The 20,255-nt window shown below is 70.2% G+C and carries 20 protein-coding genes; 13 read left to right on the forward strand and 7 right to left on the reverse strand.

Annotated features, from left to right (window positions below):
* Nucleotides 1–48 precede the first annotated feature (48 nt).
* From AB0N22_RS03565 to AB0N22_RS03580, 4 genes are read left to right on the forward strand one after another with little or no spacing between them, the layout of a single operon-like run.
* Complete coding sequence (locus AB0N22_RS03565; RefSeq protein ID WP_364636173.1) at nt 49–2,742, forward strand: GNAT family N-acetyltransferase; 2,694 nt, start codon at nt 49–51, stop codon at nt 2,740–2,742.
* Nucleotides 2,742–3,308 carry a DUF5998 family protein gene (locus tag AB0N22_RS03570; RefSeq protein ID WP_364636175.1) on the forward strand — a complete coding sequence of 189 codons (567 nt, stop codon included), beginning with the start codon at nt 2,742–2,744 and terminating at the stop codon, nt 3,306–3,308. The genes AB0N22_RS03565 and AB0N22_RS03570 overlap by 1 nt, the downstream gene beginning before the upstream one ends.
* Complete coding sequence (locus AB0N22_RS03575) at nt 3,305–4,408, forward strand: nucleotide pyrophosphatase/phosphodiesterase family protein (protein WP_364636177.1); 1,104 nt, start codon at nt 3,305–3,307, stop codon at nt 4,406–4,408. Before AB0N22_RS03570 ends, AB0N22_RS03575 begins: the two co-directional genes overlap by 4 nt.
* A gap of 22 nt (nt 4,409–4,430) precedes the next feature.
* Entirely contained in the window at nt 4,431–5,093 is a 663-nt protein-coding gene (locus AB0N22_RS03580; RefSeq protein WP_364636179.1) for a thymidine kinase, read from the forward strand.
* Here AB0N22_RS03580 and sepH read toward each other — a convergent pair whose 3' ends face one another.
* The gene (gene sepH, locus AB0N22_RS03585) at nt 5,094–6,056 is read right to left on the reverse strand and encodes a septation protein SepH (protein ID WP_364636180.1); all 963 of its coding nucleotides are present in this window, start codon (nt 6,054–6,056) and stop codon (nt 5,094–5,096) included. It lies immediately after the preceding gene.
* Nucleotides 6,057–6,175: 119 nt separating this feature from the next.
* On the opposite strand from sepH, the gene AB0N22_RS03590 reads away from it, so the two are divergent.
* Nucleotides 6,176–6,796: a trimeric intracellular cation channel family protein gene (locus tag AB0N22_RS03590; RefSeq protein WP_364636182.1), complete on the forward strand. Its 621-nt coding sequence runs from the start codon at nt 6,176–6,178 to the stop codon at nt 6,794–6,796.
* An 87-nt stretch (nt 6,797–6,883) separates the two neighbouring features.
* On the opposite strand, the gene AB0N22_RS03595 is transcribed toward AB0N22_RS03590, so the two are convergent.
* Both AB0N22_RS03595 and AB0N22_RS03600 read right to left on the reverse strand, forming a co-directional pair.
* Complete coding sequence (locus AB0N22_RS03595) at nt 6,884–10,279, reverse strand: bifunctional proline dehydrogenase/L-glutamate gamma-semialdehyde dehydrogenase (RefSeq protein WP_364636184.1); 3,396 nt, start codon at nt 10,277–10,279, stop codon at nt 6,884–6,886.
* Between the two features lie 36 nt (nt 10,280–10,315).
* Nucleotides 10,316–11,500, reverse strand: a complete 1,185-nt coding sequence (locus tag AB0N22_RS03600) for an MFS transporter (RefSeq protein ID WP_364636185.1) — start codon at nt 11,498–11,500, stop codon at nt 10,316–10,318.
* Between the two features lie 52 nt (nt 11,501–11,552).
* Here AB0N22_RS03600 and AB0N22_RS03605 point away from each other — a divergent pair, with 52 nt between their 5' ends.
* The 3 genes from AB0N22_RS03605 (at nt 11,553) to AB0N22_RS03615 (ending at nt 13,756) form a co-directional block, all read left to right on the forward strand.
* Complete coding sequence (locus AB0N22_RS03605) at nt 11,553–12,593, forward strand: ferrochelatase (RefSeq protein WP_364636186.1); 1,041 nt, start codon at nt 11,553–11,555, stop codon at nt 12,591–12,593.
* A gap of 8 nt (nt 12,594–12,601) precedes the next feature.
* Entirely contained in the window at nt 12,602–13,393 is a 792-nt protein-coding gene (locus AB0N22_RS03610) for an inositol monophosphatase family protein (protein WP_364636187.1), read from the forward strand.
* Between the two features lie 63 nt (nt 13,394–13,456).
* The gene (locus AB0N22_RS03615) at nt 13,457–13,756 is read left to right on the forward strand and encodes a DUF4193 domain-containing protein (RefSeq protein ID WP_364636190.1); all 300 of its coding nucleotides are present in this window, start codon (nt 13,457–13,459) and stop codon (nt 13,754–13,756) included.
* Here AB0N22_RS03615 and AB0N22_RS03620 read toward each other — a convergent pair.
* Both AB0N22_RS03620 and AB0N22_RS03625 read right to left on the reverse strand, forming a co-directional pair.
* Nucleotides 13,750–14,190, reverse strand: coding sequence for a DUF4235 domain-containing protein (locus AB0N22_RS03620; protein ID WP_364636193.1), 441 nt, complete (start codon nt 14,188–14,190; stop codon nt 13,750–13,752). The genes AB0N22_RS03615 and AB0N22_RS03620 overlap by 7 nt on opposite strands.
* A complete protein-coding gene (locus AB0N22_RS03625) occupies nt 14,168–14,674 on the reverse strand; it encodes a DUF3093 domain-containing protein (RefSeq protein WP_364636196.1) in 507 nt (168 codons plus the stop codon). Before AB0N22_RS03625 ends, AB0N22_RS03620 begins: the two co-directional genes overlap by 23 nt.
* A gap of 54 nt (nt 14,675–14,728) precedes the next feature.
* Here AB0N22_RS03625 and dut point away from each other — a divergent pair, with 54 nt between their 5' ends.
* From dut to AB0N22_RS03645, 4 genes are read left to right on the forward strand one after another with little or no spacing between them, the layout of a single operon-like run.
* The gene (dut, locus tag AB0N22_RS03630; RefSeq protein ID WP_364636199.1) at nt 14,729–15,181 is read left to right on the forward strand and encodes a dUTP diphosphatase; all 453 of its coding nucleotides are present in this window, start codon (nt 14,729–14,731) and stop codon (nt 15,179–15,181) included.
* A gap of 16 nt (nt 15,182–15,197) precedes the next feature.
* Complete coding sequence (locus AB0N22_RS03635; protein ID WP_364636202.1) at nt 15,198–15,827, forward strand: DUF3710 domain-containing protein; 630 nt, start codon at nt 15,198–15,200, stop codon at nt 15,825–15,827.
* A 9-nt stretch (nt 15,828–15,836) separates the two neighbouring features.
* A complete protein-coding gene (locus AB0N22_RS03640; RefSeq protein WP_364636205.1) occupies nt 15,837–16,187 on the forward strand; it encodes an OB-fold nucleic acid binding domain-containing protein in 351 nt (116 codons plus the stop codon).
* Nucleotides 16,184–16,828, forward strand: coding sequence for a DUF3159 domain-containing protein (locus AB0N22_RS03645; RefSeq protein ID WP_364636208.1), 645 nt, complete (start codon nt 16,184–16,186; stop codon nt 16,826–16,828). The genes AB0N22_RS03640 and AB0N22_RS03645 overlap by 4 nt, the downstream gene beginning before the upstream one ends.
* A gap of 20 nt (nt 16,829–16,848) precedes the next feature.
* Here AB0N22_RS03645 and AB0N22_RS03650 read toward each other — a convergent pair whose 3' ends face one another.
* Both AB0N22_RS03650 and AB0N22_RS03655 read right to left on the reverse strand, forming a co-directional pair.
* Entirely contained in the window at nt 16,849–17,511 is a 663-nt protein-coding gene (locus tag AB0N22_RS03650; protein ID WP_364636211.1) for a TrkA family potassium uptake protein, read from the reverse strand.
* Nucleotides 17,511–18,173 (reverse strand): TrkA family potassium uptake protein, encoded by a 663-nt coding sequence (locus AB0N22_RS03655; protein ID WP_364636214.1) that lies wholly within the window; start codon nt 18,171–18,173, stop codon nt 17,511–17,513. Before AB0N22_RS03655 ends, AB0N22_RS03650 begins: the two co-directional genes overlap by 1 nt.
* Before the next feature lie 69 nt (nt 18,174–18,242).
* Between AB0N22_RS03655 and AB0N22_RS03660 the strand changes: the two genes are divergently transcribed.
* Nucleotides 18,243–20,252, forward strand: a complete 2,010-nt coding sequence (locus tag AB0N22_RS03660) for an APC family permease (RefSeq protein WP_364636217.1) — start codon at nt 18,243–18,245, stop codon at nt 20,250–20,252.
* Nucleotides 20,253–20,255: the final 3 nt, after the last annotated feature.

Below are 20,255 nucleotides of genomic sequence, written 5' to 3' on the forward strand. Positions count from 1 at the left end.
CTGCGGACTTCCCGCGCCACGCCGTGGGCCACCCGATAGGTTGGAGGGGTGACCAGCGAGGTGCATCCCGTCGAGCACTGGGAAGCCGATGTCCTGCTCAAGGACGGCCGGGTGGCCCAGCTCAGGCCCATCCTCGAGGCTGACGCCGATCGACTCGTGGAGTTCTATTCGCGCGTCTCCGAGCAGTCCAAGTACTTCCGCTTCTTCGCGCCCTATCCGACGCTGTCCGACAAGGATGTCACGCGGTTCACCACGGTCGACAACGACCGCCGCGTCGCCTTCGTGGTGACGCTGCACTCGACGATCATCGGGGTCGGCCGCTACGACGCCGTCGGCGACGACGAGGCCGAGGTGGCGTTCCTGGTCGAGGACGCCCATCAGGGGCGCGGCGTCGGACAGCTGCTGCTCGAGCACCTGGCGCAGGCCGGGCGCGAGCGGGGCATCCGTACGTTCGTGGCCGACGTGCTGCCGTCGAACTCCCGCATGCAGCAGATCTTCCGCGAGATGGGATACCAGGTCGAGGGCATGGTCGACGGCGGCGTCACCCGGCTGACGTTCCGCATCGAGCCCACCGACCTCGCCGTCGGGGTCATGCGCGCCCGCGAGCAACGCGCCGAGGCCGCGTCGATCGAGCGCATCTTCCGCGCCCGCAGCATCGCGGTCATCGGTGCCAGCCGCCGACAGGACTCCATCGGCCAGGCCATGGTGCGCAACCTCGTGCTGGGTGACTTCAGCGGCAGCGTCTACGCCGTCAACTCGCAGGCCGAGGCGGTGTCGGGCCTCCCGGCCTACAAGACCGTCCAGGACATCCCCGGCGAGGTCGACATCGCGATCGTCGCGGTGCCGGCCGAGTCGGTCAACGACGTCGTGCTCGACTGCGCCGCCAAGGGCGTCCACGGTCTCGTCGTGATCTCCGCCGGCTTCGCCGAGGAGGGCCCGGAGGGCCGCCAGCGCCAGCGCACGCTCCTGGGGCTCAGTCGGTCGTACGGGCTACGGCTCATCGGTCCCAACTGCCTGGGCTTCATCAACACCGCGCCCGACCTGCAGCTCAACGCCTCGTTGTCGCCGTCGATGCCGCCGCAGGGCCGCGTCGGCTTCTTCTGCCAGTCCGGCGCGCTGGGCACCGCGATCCTCGAGTCGGTGTCCCGTCGCGGCCTCGGCCTGTCGACGTTCGTGTCGGCCGGCAACCGCGCCGACGTGTCCGGCAACGACCTGCTGCAGTACTGGCAGGAGGACGACTCGACCGAGGTCATCCTGCTCTACCTGGAGTCGATCGGTAACCCGCGCAAGTTCTCGCGGATCGCCCGTCGCGTCTCGCGCACCAAGCCGATCGTGGCGGTCAAGTCCGGCCGATCGACGCAAGGGGTGCCGGTCGGCCACACCGTCAAGCGCACGTCGGCCCCGCAGTCGGCGGTCGACGCGATGTTCCGGCAGGCCGGCGTCATCCAGGTCGACACGCTGGACGAGATGTTCGACGTCGCCCAGCTCCTCGCGCACCAGCCCCTGCCGCGGGGCAACCGCATCTCGATCGTCGGCAACTCCGACGCCGTCGCGCTCATCGTCGCCGACGCCGCGTCGGCCGCGGGACTCCAGGTCACCGAGCCGGTGTCACTGGGTGCCGACGCCAACGCGGACGACTTCGAGGCCGCGATCGAGCAGTCCATCGCGAGCCCCGACACCGACGCGCTCGTCGCGGTCTACGTCCCGCCGCTCAACACCAGCGGCGAGGAGGTTGCCGACGTGCTCGCGGCGATCGGCGAGCAGTCCGACAAGCCGATCGTGTCGACGTTCCTCGGCAGCGAGGGCGTGCCGGTGCTGCTGCGCGTGCCCGACCTGCTCGGCGGCTCCGCCGGTCGCGGCTCGGTGCCGTCGTACGCTGCCCCCGAGTCGGCCGTCCGTGCGCTGGCCAGGGTCGTCAACTACGCCGAGTGGGCCGCCAAGGACCACGGCGACTTCCACATCGCCCTCGACCACCGCACGGGCGACGCCCGGGCGCTGGTGCGCCAGGTGCTCGACGCCGCGCCACGTGGGGCGATCCTGTCGACCGACCAGGTCCATGCGCTGCTGGCCTGCTACGGCATCGACCTGTGGACGTGGATCAACGTGCACTCCCGCGAGGAGGCGATCGAGGCAGGGGAGCGGCTCGGCTGGGACGTCGTCCTCAAGGCCGGCAGCGAGCACCTGCGCACCCGCCCCGACCTCGCCCACGTGTGGCGCAACATCCGCAGCGCCGACGAGATGGGCAAGGCCTGGGACGAGCTCACCACGTGGAAGGGCATGCGCAAGGACACCAAGTTCTTCGTGCAGAGCGCGGCTGCGGACGGCATCCCGGTCTCGTTCAGCGTGACCGAGGACCCGCTGTTCGGGCCCCTGGTCTCGTTCGGGCTCGCCGGGGCACCCAGCGAGCTGCTCGGCGACCGCTCGTACGGCATCCCGCCACTGACGGACCTCGACGCCGAGGGCATGATCCGCGACCTGCGATCCGCGCCGCTGCTCTACGGCTACCGCGGCTCGGACTCGGTCGACGTCGACGCGTTGCAGGACGTCATCGTGCGCCTGGCGGCGATGAAGGACGACCTGCCGGAGATCGCCGAGCTCGACCTCGAGCCGGTGCTGGTGCACGGCAAGGGCTACACCGCCCTCAGCGCCCGCGCGAAGGTCGTGCCGTCCGCGGACCGTCGGGGTGAGTGGTACGTCCGACGCCTTAGTCAGCCTGCCTCGCTGGGCGATACGCTGGCGTGATGACCACCGACGTCGCGTTGTCCCTGTTCGACGAGGTCTCCAGGAGCGGCTACTACCCCGAGATCGTTGCTGAAGGCCTCCGCGACGCTCTCGCCGACGAGCCCGTCGCCGCCTACGTCCTGCACCACGAGCCGACGTTCGACCACGACGAGATCCGCCGCCACATGACGGTGCTGGTGCTGACCCCGAGCCGCCTCGTGCTGGTGCACACCGACGAGCACCCCGGTGACGACCTGCTGCCCAAGCCCTACACCTCGACGACGTCCGAGGCGGTCGCCCTCGGTCAGGTCCGTTCGGTCGTGGTGAGCCGGATGGTGACCTCCACCTCCAATCAGCTCGAGGAGGCCGTGCTGACGGTCAGCTGGGGCGCCGTGTCACGCGTCGAGCTCGAGCCGGCGCGCTGCACCGACCCCGACTGCGAGGCCGACCACGGCTACACCGGCAGCCTGACGGGCGACGACTTCTCGCTGCGACTAGCCGCGGCAGCCGACGGGGGCTCCGCCGTCGAGCGGCTGCTGACCTTCGCACGCACGCTGTCGGCCGCGACCGCCGGCCGTACCGCATGACACTGGCCGGACTCGGCGGTCGCACGACGATCGACCAGGTCATGCCCTCGGTCGCGGCGGCGCTCGGCGTCCCGGAATTCGCCAACTCCCTGGCTCTGCCCGAGGCCCCGCGCTACGTCGTGTTCCTGGTCGACGGGCTCGGCCTCGAGCTTCTGCGCGAGCACGCCGACGCGGCGCCGTTCCTCAGCTCGCTGCGCAACGTCGAGGACGTCGTGTGCGGGGTGCCGTCGACGACCGCCACAAGCCTGACGTCGCTTGGAACGGGACTGCTGGCCGGCACGCACGGGATGGTCGGCTACACCTCACGAGTGCCGGGCAGCGGCCAGCGACTCAACTCGCTCAAGTGGGACCAGCCGGTCGATCCGCTGCTCTGGCAGCCCCACCGCACCGTGCTGGAGCACATGCAGGACGCCGGCGTCGCGGCATCATCGGTCAACGACGCCAAGTTCGCGGACTCGGGGCTCACCCTGTGCAGCCAGCGCGGCGTGCCGTTCCACGGCATCAGCTCGATCTGGGAGCGGCTCGACGTCGTCGTCGAGGTCGTCGAGTCCGCACCCCGCGCCATGACGTACGCCTATGAGTCCCGGCTCGACCACACCGGGCACGCCAAGGGCTGCACGTCCGAGGAGTGGCGAACGATGTTGACGACGATCGACGCGGAGCTCGCCGACCTGCGCGAGGAGCTGCCGCGCGACACCGTGCTGCTCGTGACTGCTGACCACGGGATGATCGACCTGCCGATGGAGGGCCGCTTCGACATCGACTCCTCGGCCACGCTGCTGGACGACGTCACCCTGTTGGCCGGCGAGGCTCGCTTCCGACACGTCTACACGCGGACAGGCGCCGCGCCCGACGTCGCCGCGCGCTGGCAGGCCGAGCTGGGCGATCGCGCCCTCGTCCGTACGCAGGACGGCATCGAGGACTGGTTCGGTCCCATCGCGGCCGATGTCCGGGGTCGGATCGGCGACGTCGTCGTCGCGGCGCTCGGGGACTTCGCGATGTTCTCGTCGCGGGAGTTCGGGATCGAGCTCAAGATGACCGGCTTCCACGGGTCGATCAGCGAGGCCGAGCTGCGCATCCCGGTCCTCGTGGCACCGTGACTCGACTGGCAGGATGGTGCTCGTGGCGGAGCTGAACTTCTACTCGGGGACGATGGACTGCGGCAAGAGCACCTTGGCGCTCCAGATGGACCACAACCATCGGGCCCGGGGGCGCGTCGGGAGGGTGTTCACCTCCCACGACCGCGCGGGCGCTGCGACCCTGTCGAGCAGGCTGGGCCTCGCCGTCCCGGCCATCGAGGTCGACGAGACGTTCCACTTCTGGCAGTACACCGTCGACGAGCTGACCCAGGGCGGCCGCATCGACTACTTCGTGTGCGACGAGGCGCAGTTCTACTCCGCCGACCAGATCGACCAGCTCGCCAAGGTCACCGACGAGCTGGCGATCGATGTCTTCGCGTTCGGCATCCTGACCGACTTCCGTACCCAGCTGTTCTCCGGCTCGGCGCGGCTCATCGAGCTGGCCGACCACGTGCACACGCTGCAGGTCGAGGCGCTGTGCTGGTGCGGTGAGCGCGCGACGCACAACGCCCGCACCCAGGACGGGATCATGGTGACGGAGGGTGATGTCATCGTCGTCGGTGACGTCGACCACGAGCTGACACCCGAGGTCGAGGACCACGTCGTGGGCTACGAGGTGCTGTGCCGCCGGCACCATCGGCGCCGGATGACGGCAGCCTCGGCCAAGGCCTCGGCCCTGTCGCCCGACGTCCTGCCCTTCGGGTGATCAGTCGGACTTGTCGCCGAACATGATCTCGTCCCAGCTGGGGACGCGGCGGCGTTCGTGGCGCTTCTTGCGCGGGCCCATCGTGTCGGGCACGGCGACGTCGTGCTCGAGCGAGTCCTCGAAGTCGTCGACCTCGTGCTCGAGCGCCGCGGTCGTCTCGGCGTCCTCGGGCTCCTCGGCCTCACCGATCGCGAGCTGCTCGAGGGCTCGACGGTCGCGCGCCTCCTTGAGGGACGCGACCCCGACCTGAGGCTCCTCGTCGGGCTCCGGCAGCAGGTCCTCGAGCTCGTCGACGATGGAGGCCTGGACCTCGACCGGCGCCTCGGCCGGTCGCGACGGCGTACGCACGGCATCCGCGATCGCCATGTCGGTCGAGTCGGGCAGGGCGACGTCGCCGACCAGGTCGTGGGCGAACTCGTCGGCCGGCACGACGTAGCGGCTCTTGACGTCGAACAGGAAGCTGGCGGGGTGGGCGGCACCCTCGGGGGTGACCTGGACGGTCCATCGGCCGTCCTCGCGTCGCCACGAGTCCCACGCGGCGGACTCGGGGACGCCGCCCTCTGCGGCGATGTTCTCCGCGACGAGGGCGCCGAGCAGCACACCGGCACCGCCGACGTGCTTGCGGCGGATCGAGGTCTTGCGGGCCTGCTCGCACATGTACTCGCGCTCGGCGAGCACGGGCCCGGCGAAGCCGAGGATCTGCTCGACCGGGACACCGGCCGAGTCGGCGACCGCCTGCGGGGTCTCGCCGCGGCGGATGCGGGTCTGGATGTCGCGCGGGCTGAGTGAGCTTTCCATGCGGATCTCCAACTGGCCGGAGGTGTTCCCAGAGTGGGACGGCTTGCCGATCAGGGAAGCGAGGCGGTGATCAGCGGGGATGCGGAACTGCTCATCAGTGGACGGGTCACGCGCAATGAGGAACCGTCTGTCCTCGCTCAGTCCGTCGAGACCGAGATCACGCATGTCATCGCCTCCGATGTGACGCCGGCTCCGGGTGGGCGTTCACTCGAAGCACGTTCTCATCCTAGGCGTGCAGGATGCGAACCTGCGGTGACGCGCCGAGACCAGATAGCGTCGTCGCCGTGTCCGACACCTTGCTCCTGGTCCTGGATCTGGCCGGAATCGCGGTCTTCGCCTCGACCGGTGCACTGGTCGCCGTCCGCAAGGAGCTCGACGTCTTCGGCGTCGTGGTCCTGGCGCTCATCACGGGCCTCGGCGGTGGCGTCCTGCGTGACGTGCTGATCGGCGCGGTGCCGCCTGCGGCTCTCGACGACTGGCGCTACCTCGTGGTGCCGACGGTGACGGCGCTCGCGGTGTTCGCGTTCCATCCCGCGTTCGGTCGCATGGAGCGGCAGATCATGGTGCTGGACGCGGTCGGCCTCGCGCTGTTCTGCGTGACCGGCGCGGTCAAGGCCGACGAGGCGGGGCTCGGGGTGCTCGCTGCCTCGGCGCTCGGCATGCTCAGCGGCATCGGCGGCGGCATGATGCGCGACGTGGCGGCCGGCCGTGTGCCGGTGATCTTCCGCGGCGAGCTGTACGCCACGCCCGCGTTCACGGGCGCACTCGTCGCCACGCTCATCCACCAGGAGGGCTACGCCGAGTGGTGGTACGCCCTGGCGTTCGCGATCTGCCTGGGGTGGCGGCTCGTCGCCCTCAAGCGCGGCTGGACGGCGCCGCTGCCTCCTGGCATCGACCACAGCTGACGCCGCCGGCGACCAAGGCCCGCTGGCAGTGACGTTCCGGTCGGGTGCTGCCGGCGATTCGCGACCCGAACGTCACTGCCGGCGAGGTCAGCGCTTGCGGGGCAGGACGAGCTCGAACTCCGGATCGTGGTTGCCGAAGCGGTGGTTGGTGATGGAGACGGCCTGCTCCTGCAGGAACGGCAGGGCCTCGACGCGTCCCGACGGCGTGACCGGTCCGCTGTAGATCGCCACGTCGGGGTCGCCGTCGACCGCGATCGAGACCTCCTTGGCGCCCGGGCCGATGAGCCGGATGCGCGGCGGCCGGCTCTGCGCGATGTGCTCGAGCCACTCGTCATGCGTCTCGACCCGTGCCTTGGGCACGAGGCTGGACGGCAGGGGAGTCCGCGAGCTCACCGCGATCGGCGCGCTCGTACGAGCGGCGACCAGCAGGATGCGGATCAGCTCAGGCAGGTAGCTGCCGTCGAACCGGATCGCCACGGGCACCGGGACGTAGCGGAAGACGTTGCGCTCGACGCCGAGCTTGGAGACGTCCTTGAGGATCCCGTACTCGCGGGTCCAGGCGACGTGGTCCGATCCGGCCGCGGCGACGAGGTCGCGGTGCTCGACACCGCTGACGTGGGTGCGGGCCGCATCGAGCAGCCGCGACACCTCGACGGACAGGTTCGGCGTTTCGGCGCGACGCAACGGCCGGGGCCGCCAGGTGCCGAGGTGCGTCAGGTAGTTGGGTCCGCCGGCCTTGGCCGACGTGCCGACCGAGGACCGCTTCCAGCCGCCGAACGGCTGACGCTGCACGATCGCACCCGTGATCCCGCGGTTGACGTAGAGGTTGCCGGCCTGGACCGTGTCGATCCAGGTGTTGACCTCCTTGGCGTCCAGCGAGTGGATCCCGGCCGTCAGGCCGTAGTCCGTGGCGTTCTGCCACTCGATCGCCTGGCGCAGGGTCCGCGCCTTCATGATGCCGAGGACGGGCCCGAAGTACTCCGTCGTGTGGAACCGGCTGCCGGGCTGCACGCCCGTACGGATGCCGGGCGACCAGACCCGTGCGTCCGCACCGAGCTGTCGCGGTGCCAGGAGCCATTCCTCGCCCTCGCCGAGGGTCGTCAGGCCCTCGGCGAGCTTGCCCAACGGGGGCTCGATGATCGGTCCCATCGTCACCTCGGGGTCGTGCGGGAACCCGACCTTGAGTGACGAGACCGCGTCGACGAGCTGGCGCTCGAACCGCTCGGACTCGGCGACGGACCCGACCAGGATCGCGAGGCTGGCGGCCGAGCACTTCTGGCCGGCGTGCCCGAACGCGCTCTTGACGAGGTCGGCGACGGCGAGGTCGATGTCGGCGCTCGGCGTGATGACGATGGCGTTCTTGCCGCTGGTCTCGGCCAGCAGCGGCAGGTCGGGCCGCCACGAGCGGAAGAGGTTGGCGGTGTCCCAGCCACCCGTGAGGATGACCCGGTCGACGTCGGAGTGCGAGATGAGCGCCTTGCTGAGCGGGCCCTCGTCGATCGTCACGTAGCGCAGCACGTCGCGGGGGACGCCTGCCTGCCAGAGCGCCTCGACCATCACGGCCGCGCAGCGCCGGGTCTGCGGCGCGGCCTTGATGACGACGCCGCTGCCCACCGACAGGGCGGCGAGGACCGAACCGGCGGGGATCGCCACCGGGAAGTTCCACGGCGGTGCCACGACCGTCAAGGTGTCGGGCACGAACTCGGCACCGTCGACGGCGTCGAGGCGGCGCGCCGACTCGGCGTAGTAGTGCGCGAAGTCGATCGCCTCGCTGACCTCGACATCGGCCTCGGCGATGGTCTTGCCCGCCTCGGCCGCCATGACCGAGACCAGGTCGCCCCGACGGGCGGCCATGGCGCTGCCGGCCTGGTGCAGGATCCAGGCGCGTACCTCGGAGCCGCGGTCCTGCCAGCCCTTCGCGGCCACCCGGGTGTCCTGGATGACGCTCTCGAGGCTCGCCGGGCCCGGGATCTTGTTGCTGTGGACGGTCTCGGCGCCGAGCTGGGTGTAGGACGAGCGGGCCAGCACGAGCCGTCCCCACTCGCGGTTGCCCTCGGTCGACGGGTCGGTGTCGGGCGTGTTGGCGAACGTCTCGGAGTGCACGGGGGCGACCTCGGTCAACCGGTTCTGCCTGCGGTTGGGCTCCGGCACGGAGTCGTCGAGCGCGTCGACCGAGGCGAAGAATCGCTGGATCTCGCGGGCCAGCAGGTCCGGCTCGTCGGCGAGCTCGAACGCAGCGGACATAAAGTTCTCGCTGCTGGCGTTCTCCTCGAGCCGCCGCACGAGGTAGGAGATCGCGACGTCGAACTCCGACGGGTGCACGACCGGGGTGTAGAGCAGGAGCTGGCCGATGTCGTCGCGGACGGCGTCGACCGGACCGCTGTCCATGCCGAGCAGCATCTCGAAGTCCACCGCGTCGCGGACGCCGCGGTCACCGGCGAGCAGCCAGGCGTACGCGATGTCGAACAGGTTCTGGCCGGCGACGCCGAGGCGTACGGCGTCGACGCGCTCCGGCGTCATCGCCCAGTCGAGGACCCGCTTGTAGTTGGTGTCGGTCTCCTGCTTGGTCGACCACGTCGCGAGGGGCCACCCGTGCACCGCCGCGTCGACCCGCTCCATCGCGAGGTTGGCACCCTTGACGACCCGCACCTTGATCGGCGCCCCGCCCTGGGCCCGACGGGCGGTCGCCCACCTCTGCAGGTCCTGCATCGCGCCGAGCGCGTCGGGCAGGTAGGCCTGCAGCACGATGCCGGCCTCGAGGTCGGGGAACGAGCCGAGGATCGCCTTGAACACCGCGACCGTCAGGTCGAGGTCGTGGTACTCCTCCATGTCGAGGTTGATGAACGTCGGCTCGCCGCTCGCAGCCCGCTCGTACAGCGGGGTGAGCTGCTTGACGACACGGGCGACGGACTCGTCGAACGCCCACATCGACAGCTGGCTCGCGACCGAGGACACCTTGACCGAGACGTAGTCGACGTCGTCGCGCTCGAGCAGCTCCAGCGTGCCGTCACGACGGTGTGCGGCTTCGCCCTCGCCGAGCACCGCCTCACCCAACAGGTTGAGGTTGAGCCGGTCGCCACCGGCGCGCAGGCGCTTGATCGTGCGGCCCAGCTGTGCCGGCCGGGCGTCGACGACGAGGTGGCCGACCATCCGGCGCAGGGTCCGGCTGGCGATCGAGACGACCAGCTTCGGGAACACGACGGCGGCGACGGCGCCCAGCTTGAGCAGCAGGCGCTGGCTCGCCGGCAGGAACGACGGGGTGTGCAGGGCCAGCGCGCGCAGGTTGCGTGCTGCCACACGGTGGTCGTCGGGACGCACGACCCGATCGACGAACCCGATCGTGAACTCGAGCCCGTGCGGGTCCTTGAGCAGCTTGGCGAGGCGTTCGGCGGAGGGATCGGCTCGTCGGGCTGAGGCGCGCTCGGGATCGATCCAGGTGCGCACGAGCTCGACGCTCCGCTCGGCCAGGGTGAGTTCGGTCATGTCGAGCCCAAGGTTAGTGCCACATCGGTCCTCTGTTCACCCCGCGTAAGCCCGCGACGGCGTACGGATGCTCCAGGCCACCGCCGCGGCGGCCAGACCGGCCACCAAGGGCACCAGGAACCCTGCGGATGCGCCGTGCTCGTCGACGACCCAGCCGGAGATCGCGGCACCCGGCGCGACGCCGACGGCCATGCCCGTGGTCGTCCACGTGAGCGCCTCGGTGAGCCGGGACGACGGGACGCCGAGCTCGGTGATGTTGACCATCGCGATGAGCGTCGGCGAGATCATGACGCCGGCGAGGAACATGCCGACGGCGAGCCAGGCCGAGCTCGGCAGCAGGCCGAGGGGCGCGAACAGCAGCGCCAGCGCCAGCATGGCCGAGCGGAACTGCCGCACCGGGTGGCGGGTCTGGGGGAGTGCGCCCACCGCCAGGCCCGCGATGAGGCTGCCGCCCGCCCAGATCGCCAGCACGACCCCGGCTGCGCCGGGCTGGCCCTGGTCCTCGGTGAAGGCGACCACGATGACCTCCGTCGCCCCGAAGAGGATTCCCAGGCCCACCGAGACGGCGACCAAAGGTCCCAGCAGCGCCCAGCTGATGGGCTCACGGGGCGTGCCGCGCCTGGCGGCCGGCGGGGGAGCAGTACGCCGCTGCAGCGCCAGGGCCCACGAGCCGAGAGTCGCGGCCGCGGCGGCGAAGACCAGGCCGGAGGTCTCCGCGACCTCGAGGGTCAGGAACGTCACGAGCACGGGCCCCACGACGAACACGACCTCGTCGAGCACGGCCTCGATCGAGAATGCGGTGTTGAGCTGGCTGCGGTCCGAGACGGCGTGCGTCCAACGGGCGCGCACCATGCTGCCGGTCTGCGGCGTCGCGAGACCGGCCACGGCGGCGCAGAGGTGGGGGAGCGGCGCACGCCAGTCGGACTCGATCGACACGAGGGTCAAGGCGATGCCGACGGCGTAGAGCCCGCCGACCACGACCAGCACCTTGGCCTGGCCGACGCGATCGGCCAGGCGGCCCTGGAAGGGTCCGAACGCGGCCGCGGCCAGGACGTACGCGGCGGCCACCACGCCGGCACGGCCGTACGAGTCGGTGCGCTCGGCGACGAGCAGCACGATGCCGAGCCCCGCCATCGACAACGGGAGGCGCGACCAGAGCGCGGTGAACGAGAACAGCGCAGCGCCAGGACGTGACAGCACGTCCTTGTATGTCGTCAGCATGCAGAGCCTCCCAGCATGCCGACCCTATCCGGGCTGGTGGGATGATGAGCACATGGATGCCCAGCCGTACGACGCTCTGCTGCTCGTGTCGTTCGGCGGCCCGGAGCACCCCGACGACGTCGTCCCGTTCCTCGAGAACGTCACCGCCGGTCGCGGCATCCCCCGCGAGCGGCTCGAAGAGGTGGGCCAGCACTACTTCCTGTTCGGCGGGAAGTCCCCGATCAACGAGCTCAACCTGGAGCTGCTCGAGGCGCTGCGCAAGGACTTCGCCGATCACGGCGTCGACCTGCCGATCTACTGGGGCAACCGCAACTGGGACCCCTACCTGCGCGACGCCGCCCGGCAGATGGCCGCCGACGGGGTGCGGCGGGCCGCCTGCTTCGTGACGAGCGCCTACTCGTCCTACTCCGGGTGCCGGCAGTACCGCGAGGACCTGTACGACGCGGTGAGCGGCCTCGACATCGAGCTCAGCCGGCTGCGGCACTACTTCAACCATCCGGGCTTCGTCGGGCCCTTCGTCGAGGCGACGTCGGAGGCGCTCGCGGGCGCACCCGCCGGGACGCACGTCGTGTTCGTCACGCACTCGATCCCCGAGAGCATGAACCTCGCCAGCGGCGGGCCCGGACGGCAGATGTACGTCCGCCAGCACGAGACCGTCGCCGGCCTCGTCGCGGAGGGCGCCGGCGCTGAGCGCTGGTCGCTGGCCTACTGCTCGCGCTCGGGGTCGCCGCACGTGCCGTGGCTCGAGCCGGACATCAACGACCACCTGCGAGAGCTCCACGAGTCCGGCACGACCTCGGTCGTCGTCGTCCCGATCGGTTTCATCTCCGACCACATGGAGGTCATCTACGACCTCGACACCGAGGCCAAGCTGACGGCCGACGGTCTCGGCATGACGTACGACCGCGTGGACACGCCGGGGGCGCACCCCGACTTCGTGGCGATGGTGCGGGACCTGCTGCTGGAGCGCGCCGCGGTGGAGCGGGGCGACCAGGTCGAGCGGTGCTCGCTGGGTGACCTCGGCCCGTCCCACGACGTGTGCCCCGCCGACTGCTGCCTCAACCCCCGCTCGGCCCTGCCGACGATCTCCTGAAGGACCCCATGACCGAGCAGCTCCTGTCGTTGGCCCGTGCCGTCGGAAGCGAGGCGGCCGCGTTCGTCGCCGACCGGCGTCCCGCGGGTCGCGTCGACGTGGCGGCGACCAAGTCGAGCCCCACCGATGTCGTCACCGAGATCGACGAGGCCTCCGAGCGGTTGATCCGCGAGCGCATCTTCGCGGTGCGCCCCGACGACGGCTTCGTGGGCGAGGAGGGCAACGACGTCACGGGCACGACCGGTGTGGAGTGGGTCGTGGACCCCATCGACGGCACGGTCAACTTCGTCTACGGCATCCCCACGTACGCCGTGTCGATCGCCGCGCGCCAGGCCGGCCAGGTCGTGGCGGGCTATGTCATCAACATCGCGTCCGGTGTCGAGTGGGGTGCGATCCGCGGCGCGGGCTCCTGGCGGTACGAGGGCGAGTCGCGGCGCATGCTGGCCGCCCCGCGGCCCGAGTCCGTCGCGCACGCCCTGGTTGCCACCGGGTTCAACTACATGCCCGAGATTCGTACGGCGCAGGCCGCCGCGATGGCGACGTTCCTGCCGCAGGTCCGCGACATCCGCCGCATCGGCTCGGCGGCACTCGACCTGTGTGCCCTGGCCGAGGGCCAGTACGACGCCTATCTGGAGCAGGGCCTCAAGCCCTGGGACCTCGCCGCCGGCGGCCTGGTGGCGGCCGAGGCGGGCCTCGTGCTCAGCGGGCTCGACGGCGGCCCGGATGAGCGTATGGTCATGGCTGCACATCCCGCGATTGCCGAGGAATATTTCACCCTCGTTCGCGCTTGTGGGTTCTGAGTGTGAGCGCCATACGTCGGTATGGCACAATCACGCCGGTTGTTCCGCACAAAGGGAGATTTGATGGCTACCGACTACGACGCACCGCGCAAGACCGAGGAAGAGCAGTCCGAGGACAGCATCGAGGAGCTCAAGGCGCGTCGGCACGAGAAGAGCTCCGGCAAGGTTGACGAGGACGAGACCGAGGCAGCAGAGAACTTCGAGCTGCCGGGTGCCGACCTGTCCCACGAGGAGCTGGCCGTCCAGGTCGTGCCCAAGCAGGTCGACGAGTTCACCTGCTCGTCGTGCTTCCTGGTGCACCACCGCAGCCAGCTCGCATCGGAGAAGAACGGCGTCATGATCTGCCGCGACTGCGACTACTGACGCTTCTTTCGCTTCTTCTTGCCCGTACGTTTCGGAGCCGGTTCCGCAAGGACCGGCTCCTTCTCGTTTCTCTGGGCCGAGTTCTCGAGCGGCTTCATCCCCGGCGGCAGCTGGCCGGTCGACTTGACCCAGTAGGTCGCGGTGCCGCGGCGGACACCGACCTTGACCAGCTCGATGATCGCCCCGCCGACGACGGCCCAGGCGACGGCCTCGCCCGTGGTCACGTCGGGGTGCCGGCCACTGCTGGGCGGTTTCTTGCCGGTGACGGCACGCCACGCGAGGACCGACGCCCGCTGGGCGAGCAGTCCCGCGACGAGCGACGAGCCGCGATCCATGAGTCGCCACGCGCTCTTGCCCGGCGCCTTGGTCTTGGGAGTCGCGGCGGCCTCCGCCAGGAGGCGGTCGGCGTGCTCAGCCCTCTTGTTCTTCGCCACGGGGTGCGTCTCCGTTCGGGTCGTGCGCCGGGGCCGGCGCGTTCTCAGTGTGGCCCAGTGCAGCGGCGAGCGCGTCCGGGCGGCGGCTCGACACGAGCCAGTACGGCGTGGGATCGGTGTCGTCAGTGATCGGCACGAGGACGCCGCGGTCGAGATAGGGGCGGGTCACGAGGTAGGCGCGGGCATCCGCCCCGGTGCCGAGCGTGAGCCGATAGTCCGAGCGGTTCAGCGGCCGCACCGCGCCGAGGTGCTCGCTCTCGACCCTGGCCCGGCCGACCGTGAGGCCGGCGGCATCGACGCGGATCAGCAGCGAGCCGTAGCGCCAGACCAGGAAGGCTCCCGCACCGGCGACGAGAACCGTCGTGGCGATGGCGATCGGCCAGTTCGTCGCGACGAGCATGATCCAGCCCCACACGGCCCCGGACAGCAGGGCAGCCAGCCACCAGGACACGGGGGCCGTCAGGCGTTCGCGGTACGTCGTCACGGTTCAACCTTGCCTCATGCGTACCGACGGCCGGACGCAGGTAGGGTCGCTGCCATGCTGGAGGTCACCGTCACACGGCTGGATCCGGGAGTGCCGCTCCCGACGTACGCGCACCCGGGCGACGCGGGAGCCGACCTCGTCACGACGGTCGACGTCGACCTGGCGCCGGGGGAGCGCGTGCTGGTGCCGACCGGCATCGCCGTGGCCCTGCCCGAGGGTCTCGCTGCGTTCGTCCACCCCCGTTCGGGCCTCGCGCTGCGGCACGGTCTGTCGATCGTCAACACCCCCGGCACGATCGATGCGGGTTACCGTGGAGAGATCAAGGTCCTCCTGGTCAACCACGACCTGCACGAGCCCGTCCGGCTCACGCGCGGCGACCGGGTCGCCCAGCTCGTGATCCAGCGGGTCGAGCGAGTGGCGTTCACCGAGACCGAGTCGCTCCCCGACTCGGTGCGTGGGGCCGGGGGGTACGGTTCGACCGGCGGTCACGCGACCGCCGAAGCCTGAGGGAGAGAAGCTGATGGTGCGCCGACGCAAGAAGGACCAGGTCGACGAGGACGTCGTCGTCCCGGTGGAGACGCCCCCCGACGTACGCGCCAACGGTCCCTGGGACATCTCGGAGAAGTCGCCCGAGGAGGACCCGTCCTACGTCGACCTCGGGCCGCTCCTCGTCCGCGCGCAGGACGCGTACTCGATCCAGCTGCCGGCCGAGGGCGAGAACGGGCAGATCGCGTCCGCCGTGCTGGTCGCCGGCGACGCGGCGCTCGAGCTGCGCGCCTTCGCCGCGACCCGGTCGGGCGGGCTGTGGGACGAGGTGCGCGACGACCTGATCCTCGAGGTCGCCCGCCTCAACGGCACGAGCGAGCAGGTCTCCGGACCGTACGGCCCCGAGCTCCACGTCCGCGTGCCGGTCGAGCTGCCCGGTGGCGAGGAGGGGTTCCAGCCCAGCCGCATCGTGGGCGTCGAGGGTCCGCGGTGGATGTTGCGGGGCACGTTCCTGGGCGAGGCAGGGCTCAACCCGAGCGACGACGGTCCGCTCATGCAGGCGTTCCGCGACGTCATCGTGAGGCGGGGCAACGAGGCTCGGATCGCCCGCGAGGCGTTGTTGCTCACACTGCCCGAGAACGCCGTCGTGGCACCGGACGAGGAGTAGCATTTCAGCATGGGACGCTTCAGCAGGACCCTCGAACGGCTCTCGACCGAGCACATCGAGGCCGAGGAGCTGCAGAGCGACGCCGCCAAGGCGGGCTGCAAGCTGATCGCGAACCAGGCCGACCGTGCCGTCGTCACGATCCACGGCGTCCTGCGCTCGGTGACGCTGCGTCCGGTCGACGGGGTCACGGCGCTCGAGGCCGAGCTCTACGACGGGTCCGACTCCGTGACGTTGATCTGGCTGGGCCGCCGCAAGATCGAGGGTGTGTCGGCCGGTCGGCAGCTCAAGGCGTACGGCCGCATCGGGATGCGCAACGGTGATCGCGTGATCTACAACCCACGTTACGAACTCGAGGCATGACGCCCGAGGCTGTCACGGTCGAAGCAGTCGTTCGGGCACAGCTCGCCAAGGCATTCGGCGGGCGACGCGGAATCGTCGAGGGTGCCGTCCCGACGGTCCTGTTCACGGTCTGCTGGATCATCTCGCACGACCTCCGCACGTCCTTGACCGTGAGCATCGCGGCAGCGGTGCTCATGCTCCTGGTGCGCCTCCTGCAGCGCTCGACGACCCAGTTCGTGTTCAACGCGCTGTTCGGCATCGGCATCGCGGCGTTCATCGCGTCCAGGACCGGCGAGGCGCGCGACGTCTTCCTGCCGGGGATCCTGCTGAACGCCGGCACCGGGACGATCATGATCGTGTCGATCCTCGTCGGCTGGCCGCTCGTGGGCTTCCTGATCGGCAGCGCCACGGGCGACCCCACGGCGTGGCACGACGACCGCGCCCTGGTGAAGCTGTGCTCCCGGCTGACCTGGGTCCTGGTGGCCCCCAACATCATCCGTGTCGCGATCCAGCTCCCGCTGTGGGCAACCGACCACGTCGCGCTGCTGGGATCGGCCAAGCTCGCCCTGGGCTGGCCGCTCTACGTGGCCTCGTTCGCCGTCATGGCCTGGATGCTGGGCCGTGACCGCACGCCGATCGAGCCCGGGCAAGCCGACTCCTGACCCCGCAGGGTGCGGTGACGTCAGTGCTTGGGCGAGAGAAGCTCGCCGAGGTGGTCCTCGGCGTCCTCGGGCGTCACGAAGAGCAGCTCGTCGCCCGACTCGAGCGAGCGGTCCGCGTCCGGGGTCTCGATCGCGTTGTCCCGCAGGATCGCGACGAGGATGACGTCGTCGGGCCACGGCACCTCGCTGACCCGCTTGCCGATGAACGGCGAGTCGGCGGGCATCGTGAGCTCGACGAGGTTGGTGTTGCTCTGCCGGAACGTGAACAGGCGCACGAGGTCGCCGACCGTGACGGCCTCCTCGACCAGTGCCGACATGATGCGCGGCGTGGACACGGACACGTCGACGCCCCACGACTCGCTGAACAGCCACTCGTTGCTGGGGTGGTTGACCCGGCCGACGGTGCGGGGCACGGCGAACTCGGTCTTGGCCAGCAGGGAGATGACCAGGTTGGCCTTGTCGTCGCCGGTCGAGGCGATGACGACGTCGCACGACTCGAGCTGCGCCTCCTCGAGCGATGACAGCTCGCACGCGTCGGCCAGCAGCCACTGGGCGTCGGGCACGGCGTCGGCCCGGATCGAGGCGGGGGACTTGTCGATCAGCAGCACCGAGTGTCCGTTGTCGATGAGCTCCTGCGCCACTGAGCGGCCGACGGCGCCGGCTCCGGCGATCACGACGCGCATCAGTCGGTCTCCGGTCCGGCCTCAAGGGCGGACATCGCGTCGCCTGCGTGGTCCTCGCGCATGAACAGGCTCAAGTAGTCGCCCTCCTGGATGACCGTGTCAGGCGTGGCGATGACGCCGACGCCGAGGCGACGGAGATAGGCGACGCGCACCCCGGCGGCTTCCTCGAGCTCGGCGATGCGGCGGCTGATCCAGGGGATCGGCGCGTAGACCTGGTCGAGGCGGACCTCGCCGGTCTGGTCGCGCCAGGCCGGTTCGGTGCCGGCCGGCACGAGGCGGCGCAGCACCTGGTCGGCGGCCCACGGGACCGTCGCGACCGTCGGCACGCCGAGGCGCTCGTAGACCTCGGCGCGGCCCGGGTCGTAGATGCGGGCCACGACGTTCTCGACCTTGAACTGCTCGCGGGCGACCCGCGCGGAGATGATGTTGGAGTTGTCGCCGCTGGAAACCGCGGCGAACGCGTCGGCGCGCTCGATGCCGGCCTTCACCAGGACGTCGCGGTCGAAGCCCATGCCGGTCACCGTGATCCCGGTGAATCCCGGTCCGAGCCGGCGGAACGCGTCGGGGTTGGTGTCGATCACCGCGGTGGTGTGGCCGCGCTCCTCGAGGCTGCGCGTGAGGGTCGAGCCGACTCGGCCGCAGCCCATGATCACGATGTGCACGCAGGCGACGCTACACCGCGGCGGGACGCCCCGCGCAAGGACTCAGTGTGAGGTCTAGCATCGTCTCTCGTGGGAATCACCGAGGTCGCCAAGCGCGCGCTGGTCGGCCGCAAGCTCCGCAGCACCCAGCTCGGTGAGACCTTGCTCCCCAAGCGCATCGCCCTGCCGGTCTTCGCGAGTGATGCGCTCTCGTCGGTGGCGTACGCGCCTGACGAGATCTTCCTGACGCTGTCGCTCGGCGGGCTGTCGGCGTACGCCTTCAACTGGAAGATCGGCATCGCCGTCGCCTGCGTCATGGCGGTCGTGGTGATGTCCTACCGCCAGAACGTGCACGCCTATCCCAGCGGCGGCGGCGACTACGAGGTCGCGACGGTCAACCTCGGGCCCACCGCCGGCCTGACCGTCGGCAGCGCTCTGCTGGTCGACTACGTCCTGACGGTGGCGGTCTCGATCTCCTCGGGCATGCAGAACGCCAGCTCGGCCCTGCCGTGGCTCGACGGGCACGAGGCGACTGCGGCATCCGTGCTCGTGTTCCTCCTGATGGCGATGAACCTGCGCGGCACCAAGGAGTCCGGCAAGGCGTTCGCCGTGCCGACCTACCTGTTCATGATCGCGATCATCCTGATGGGCGCCTTTGGCTACTGGCGCTACTTGTTCGGCGACCTGCCCCACGTGGAGAGCGCGGACTTCCACATCACGGGCGAGGGCCACATGGAGAACGGGCTGACCGGCCTCGCGATGGCGTTCCTGCTGGCGCGGGCGTTCTCGTCCGGCTGCGCGGCGCTGACCGGTGTCGAGGCGATCAGCAACGGCGTCCCGGCGTTCAAGAAGCCCAAGAGCAAGAACGCCGCGACCACCTTGCTGCTGCTGGGCACGATCGCCATCACGATGCTCATGAGCATCATCGTGCTGGCCGACCTGATGAAGCTGCGCTACGTCGAGGACCCGGCGCACCAGCTGCTCAAGGCCAACGGCCAGCCGGTCGGCAGCGGCTACGAGCAGGACACCGTGATCGGTCAGGTCGCCAAGGCGCTCTACAGCGACTTCACCCCGCTGTTCTACTTCACGATCGCCTGCACCGGCATCATCCTCGTCCTGGCGGCCAACACCGCCTTCAACGGCTTCCCCGTGCTCGGCTCGATCCTGGCGCGCGACGGGTTCCTCCCGCGCCAGCTCGACACCCGCGGCGACCGGCTCACGTTCAGCAACGGCATCATCCTGCTGGCGGTCGCGGCGGTCGTGCTGATCCAGGTGTACGACGCCGAGGTCACCCGGCTGATCCAGCTCTACATCGTCGGCGTCTTCGTGTCGTTCAACCTCAGTCAGCTCGGCATGATCCGGCACTGGAACCGGCACCTCGAGACCGAGCAGGACCCGGCCGTCCGCGCACGGATGAAGCGGTCGAGGATCGTCAACTCGATCGGCCTGGCGATGACCGCCACGGTCCTGGTCATCGTCCTGATCACGAAGTTCTTCGCCGGAGCCTGGATCGCGATCGTCGCGATGGTCGCCATCTTCCTGCTGATGCGGGGCATCGGCCGCCACTACGACCGGGTGTCCGAGGAGCTCGAGATCGACGACTCCGACGTCACGCTGCCGTCGCGGGTCCACGCGATCGTCCTGGTCAGCAAGGTGCACAAGCCGACGATGCGCGCGCTGGCGTACGCCCGGGTGTCCCGGCCGAACTCGCTCGAGGCGCTCACCGTCGAGTTCGACCCGGCACACACCCAGGCCCTGATGAAGCAGTGGGAGGACCTCGAGATCCCGGTGCCGCTCAAGGTCGTCAACTCGCCCTACCGCGAGCTCGTGCGACCGGTCATCCGCTACGTCAAGGAGCTCCGCAAGTCGAGCCCTCGCGACATCATCACGGTCTACATCCCGGAGTACGTCGTCGGCCGTTGGTGGGAGCAGCTGCTGCACAACCAGACCGCCCTGCGTCTCAAGGGCCGCCTGCTGTTCATGCCGGGCGTCATGGTCACGAGCGTGCCCTACCAGCTCAGCTCGGCCGGTCGCGCGAAGCAACGGCTGGGTCGTAGCCGGCCGGCGCCGGGCGACGTGCGCCGTGGATTCCGGGACTAGGGG

Source organism: Aeromicrobium sp. NPDC092404 (assembly GCF_040684095.1).
Lineage (GTDB): Bacteria > Actinomycetota > Actinomycetes > Propionibacteriales > Nocardioidaceae > Aeromicrobium.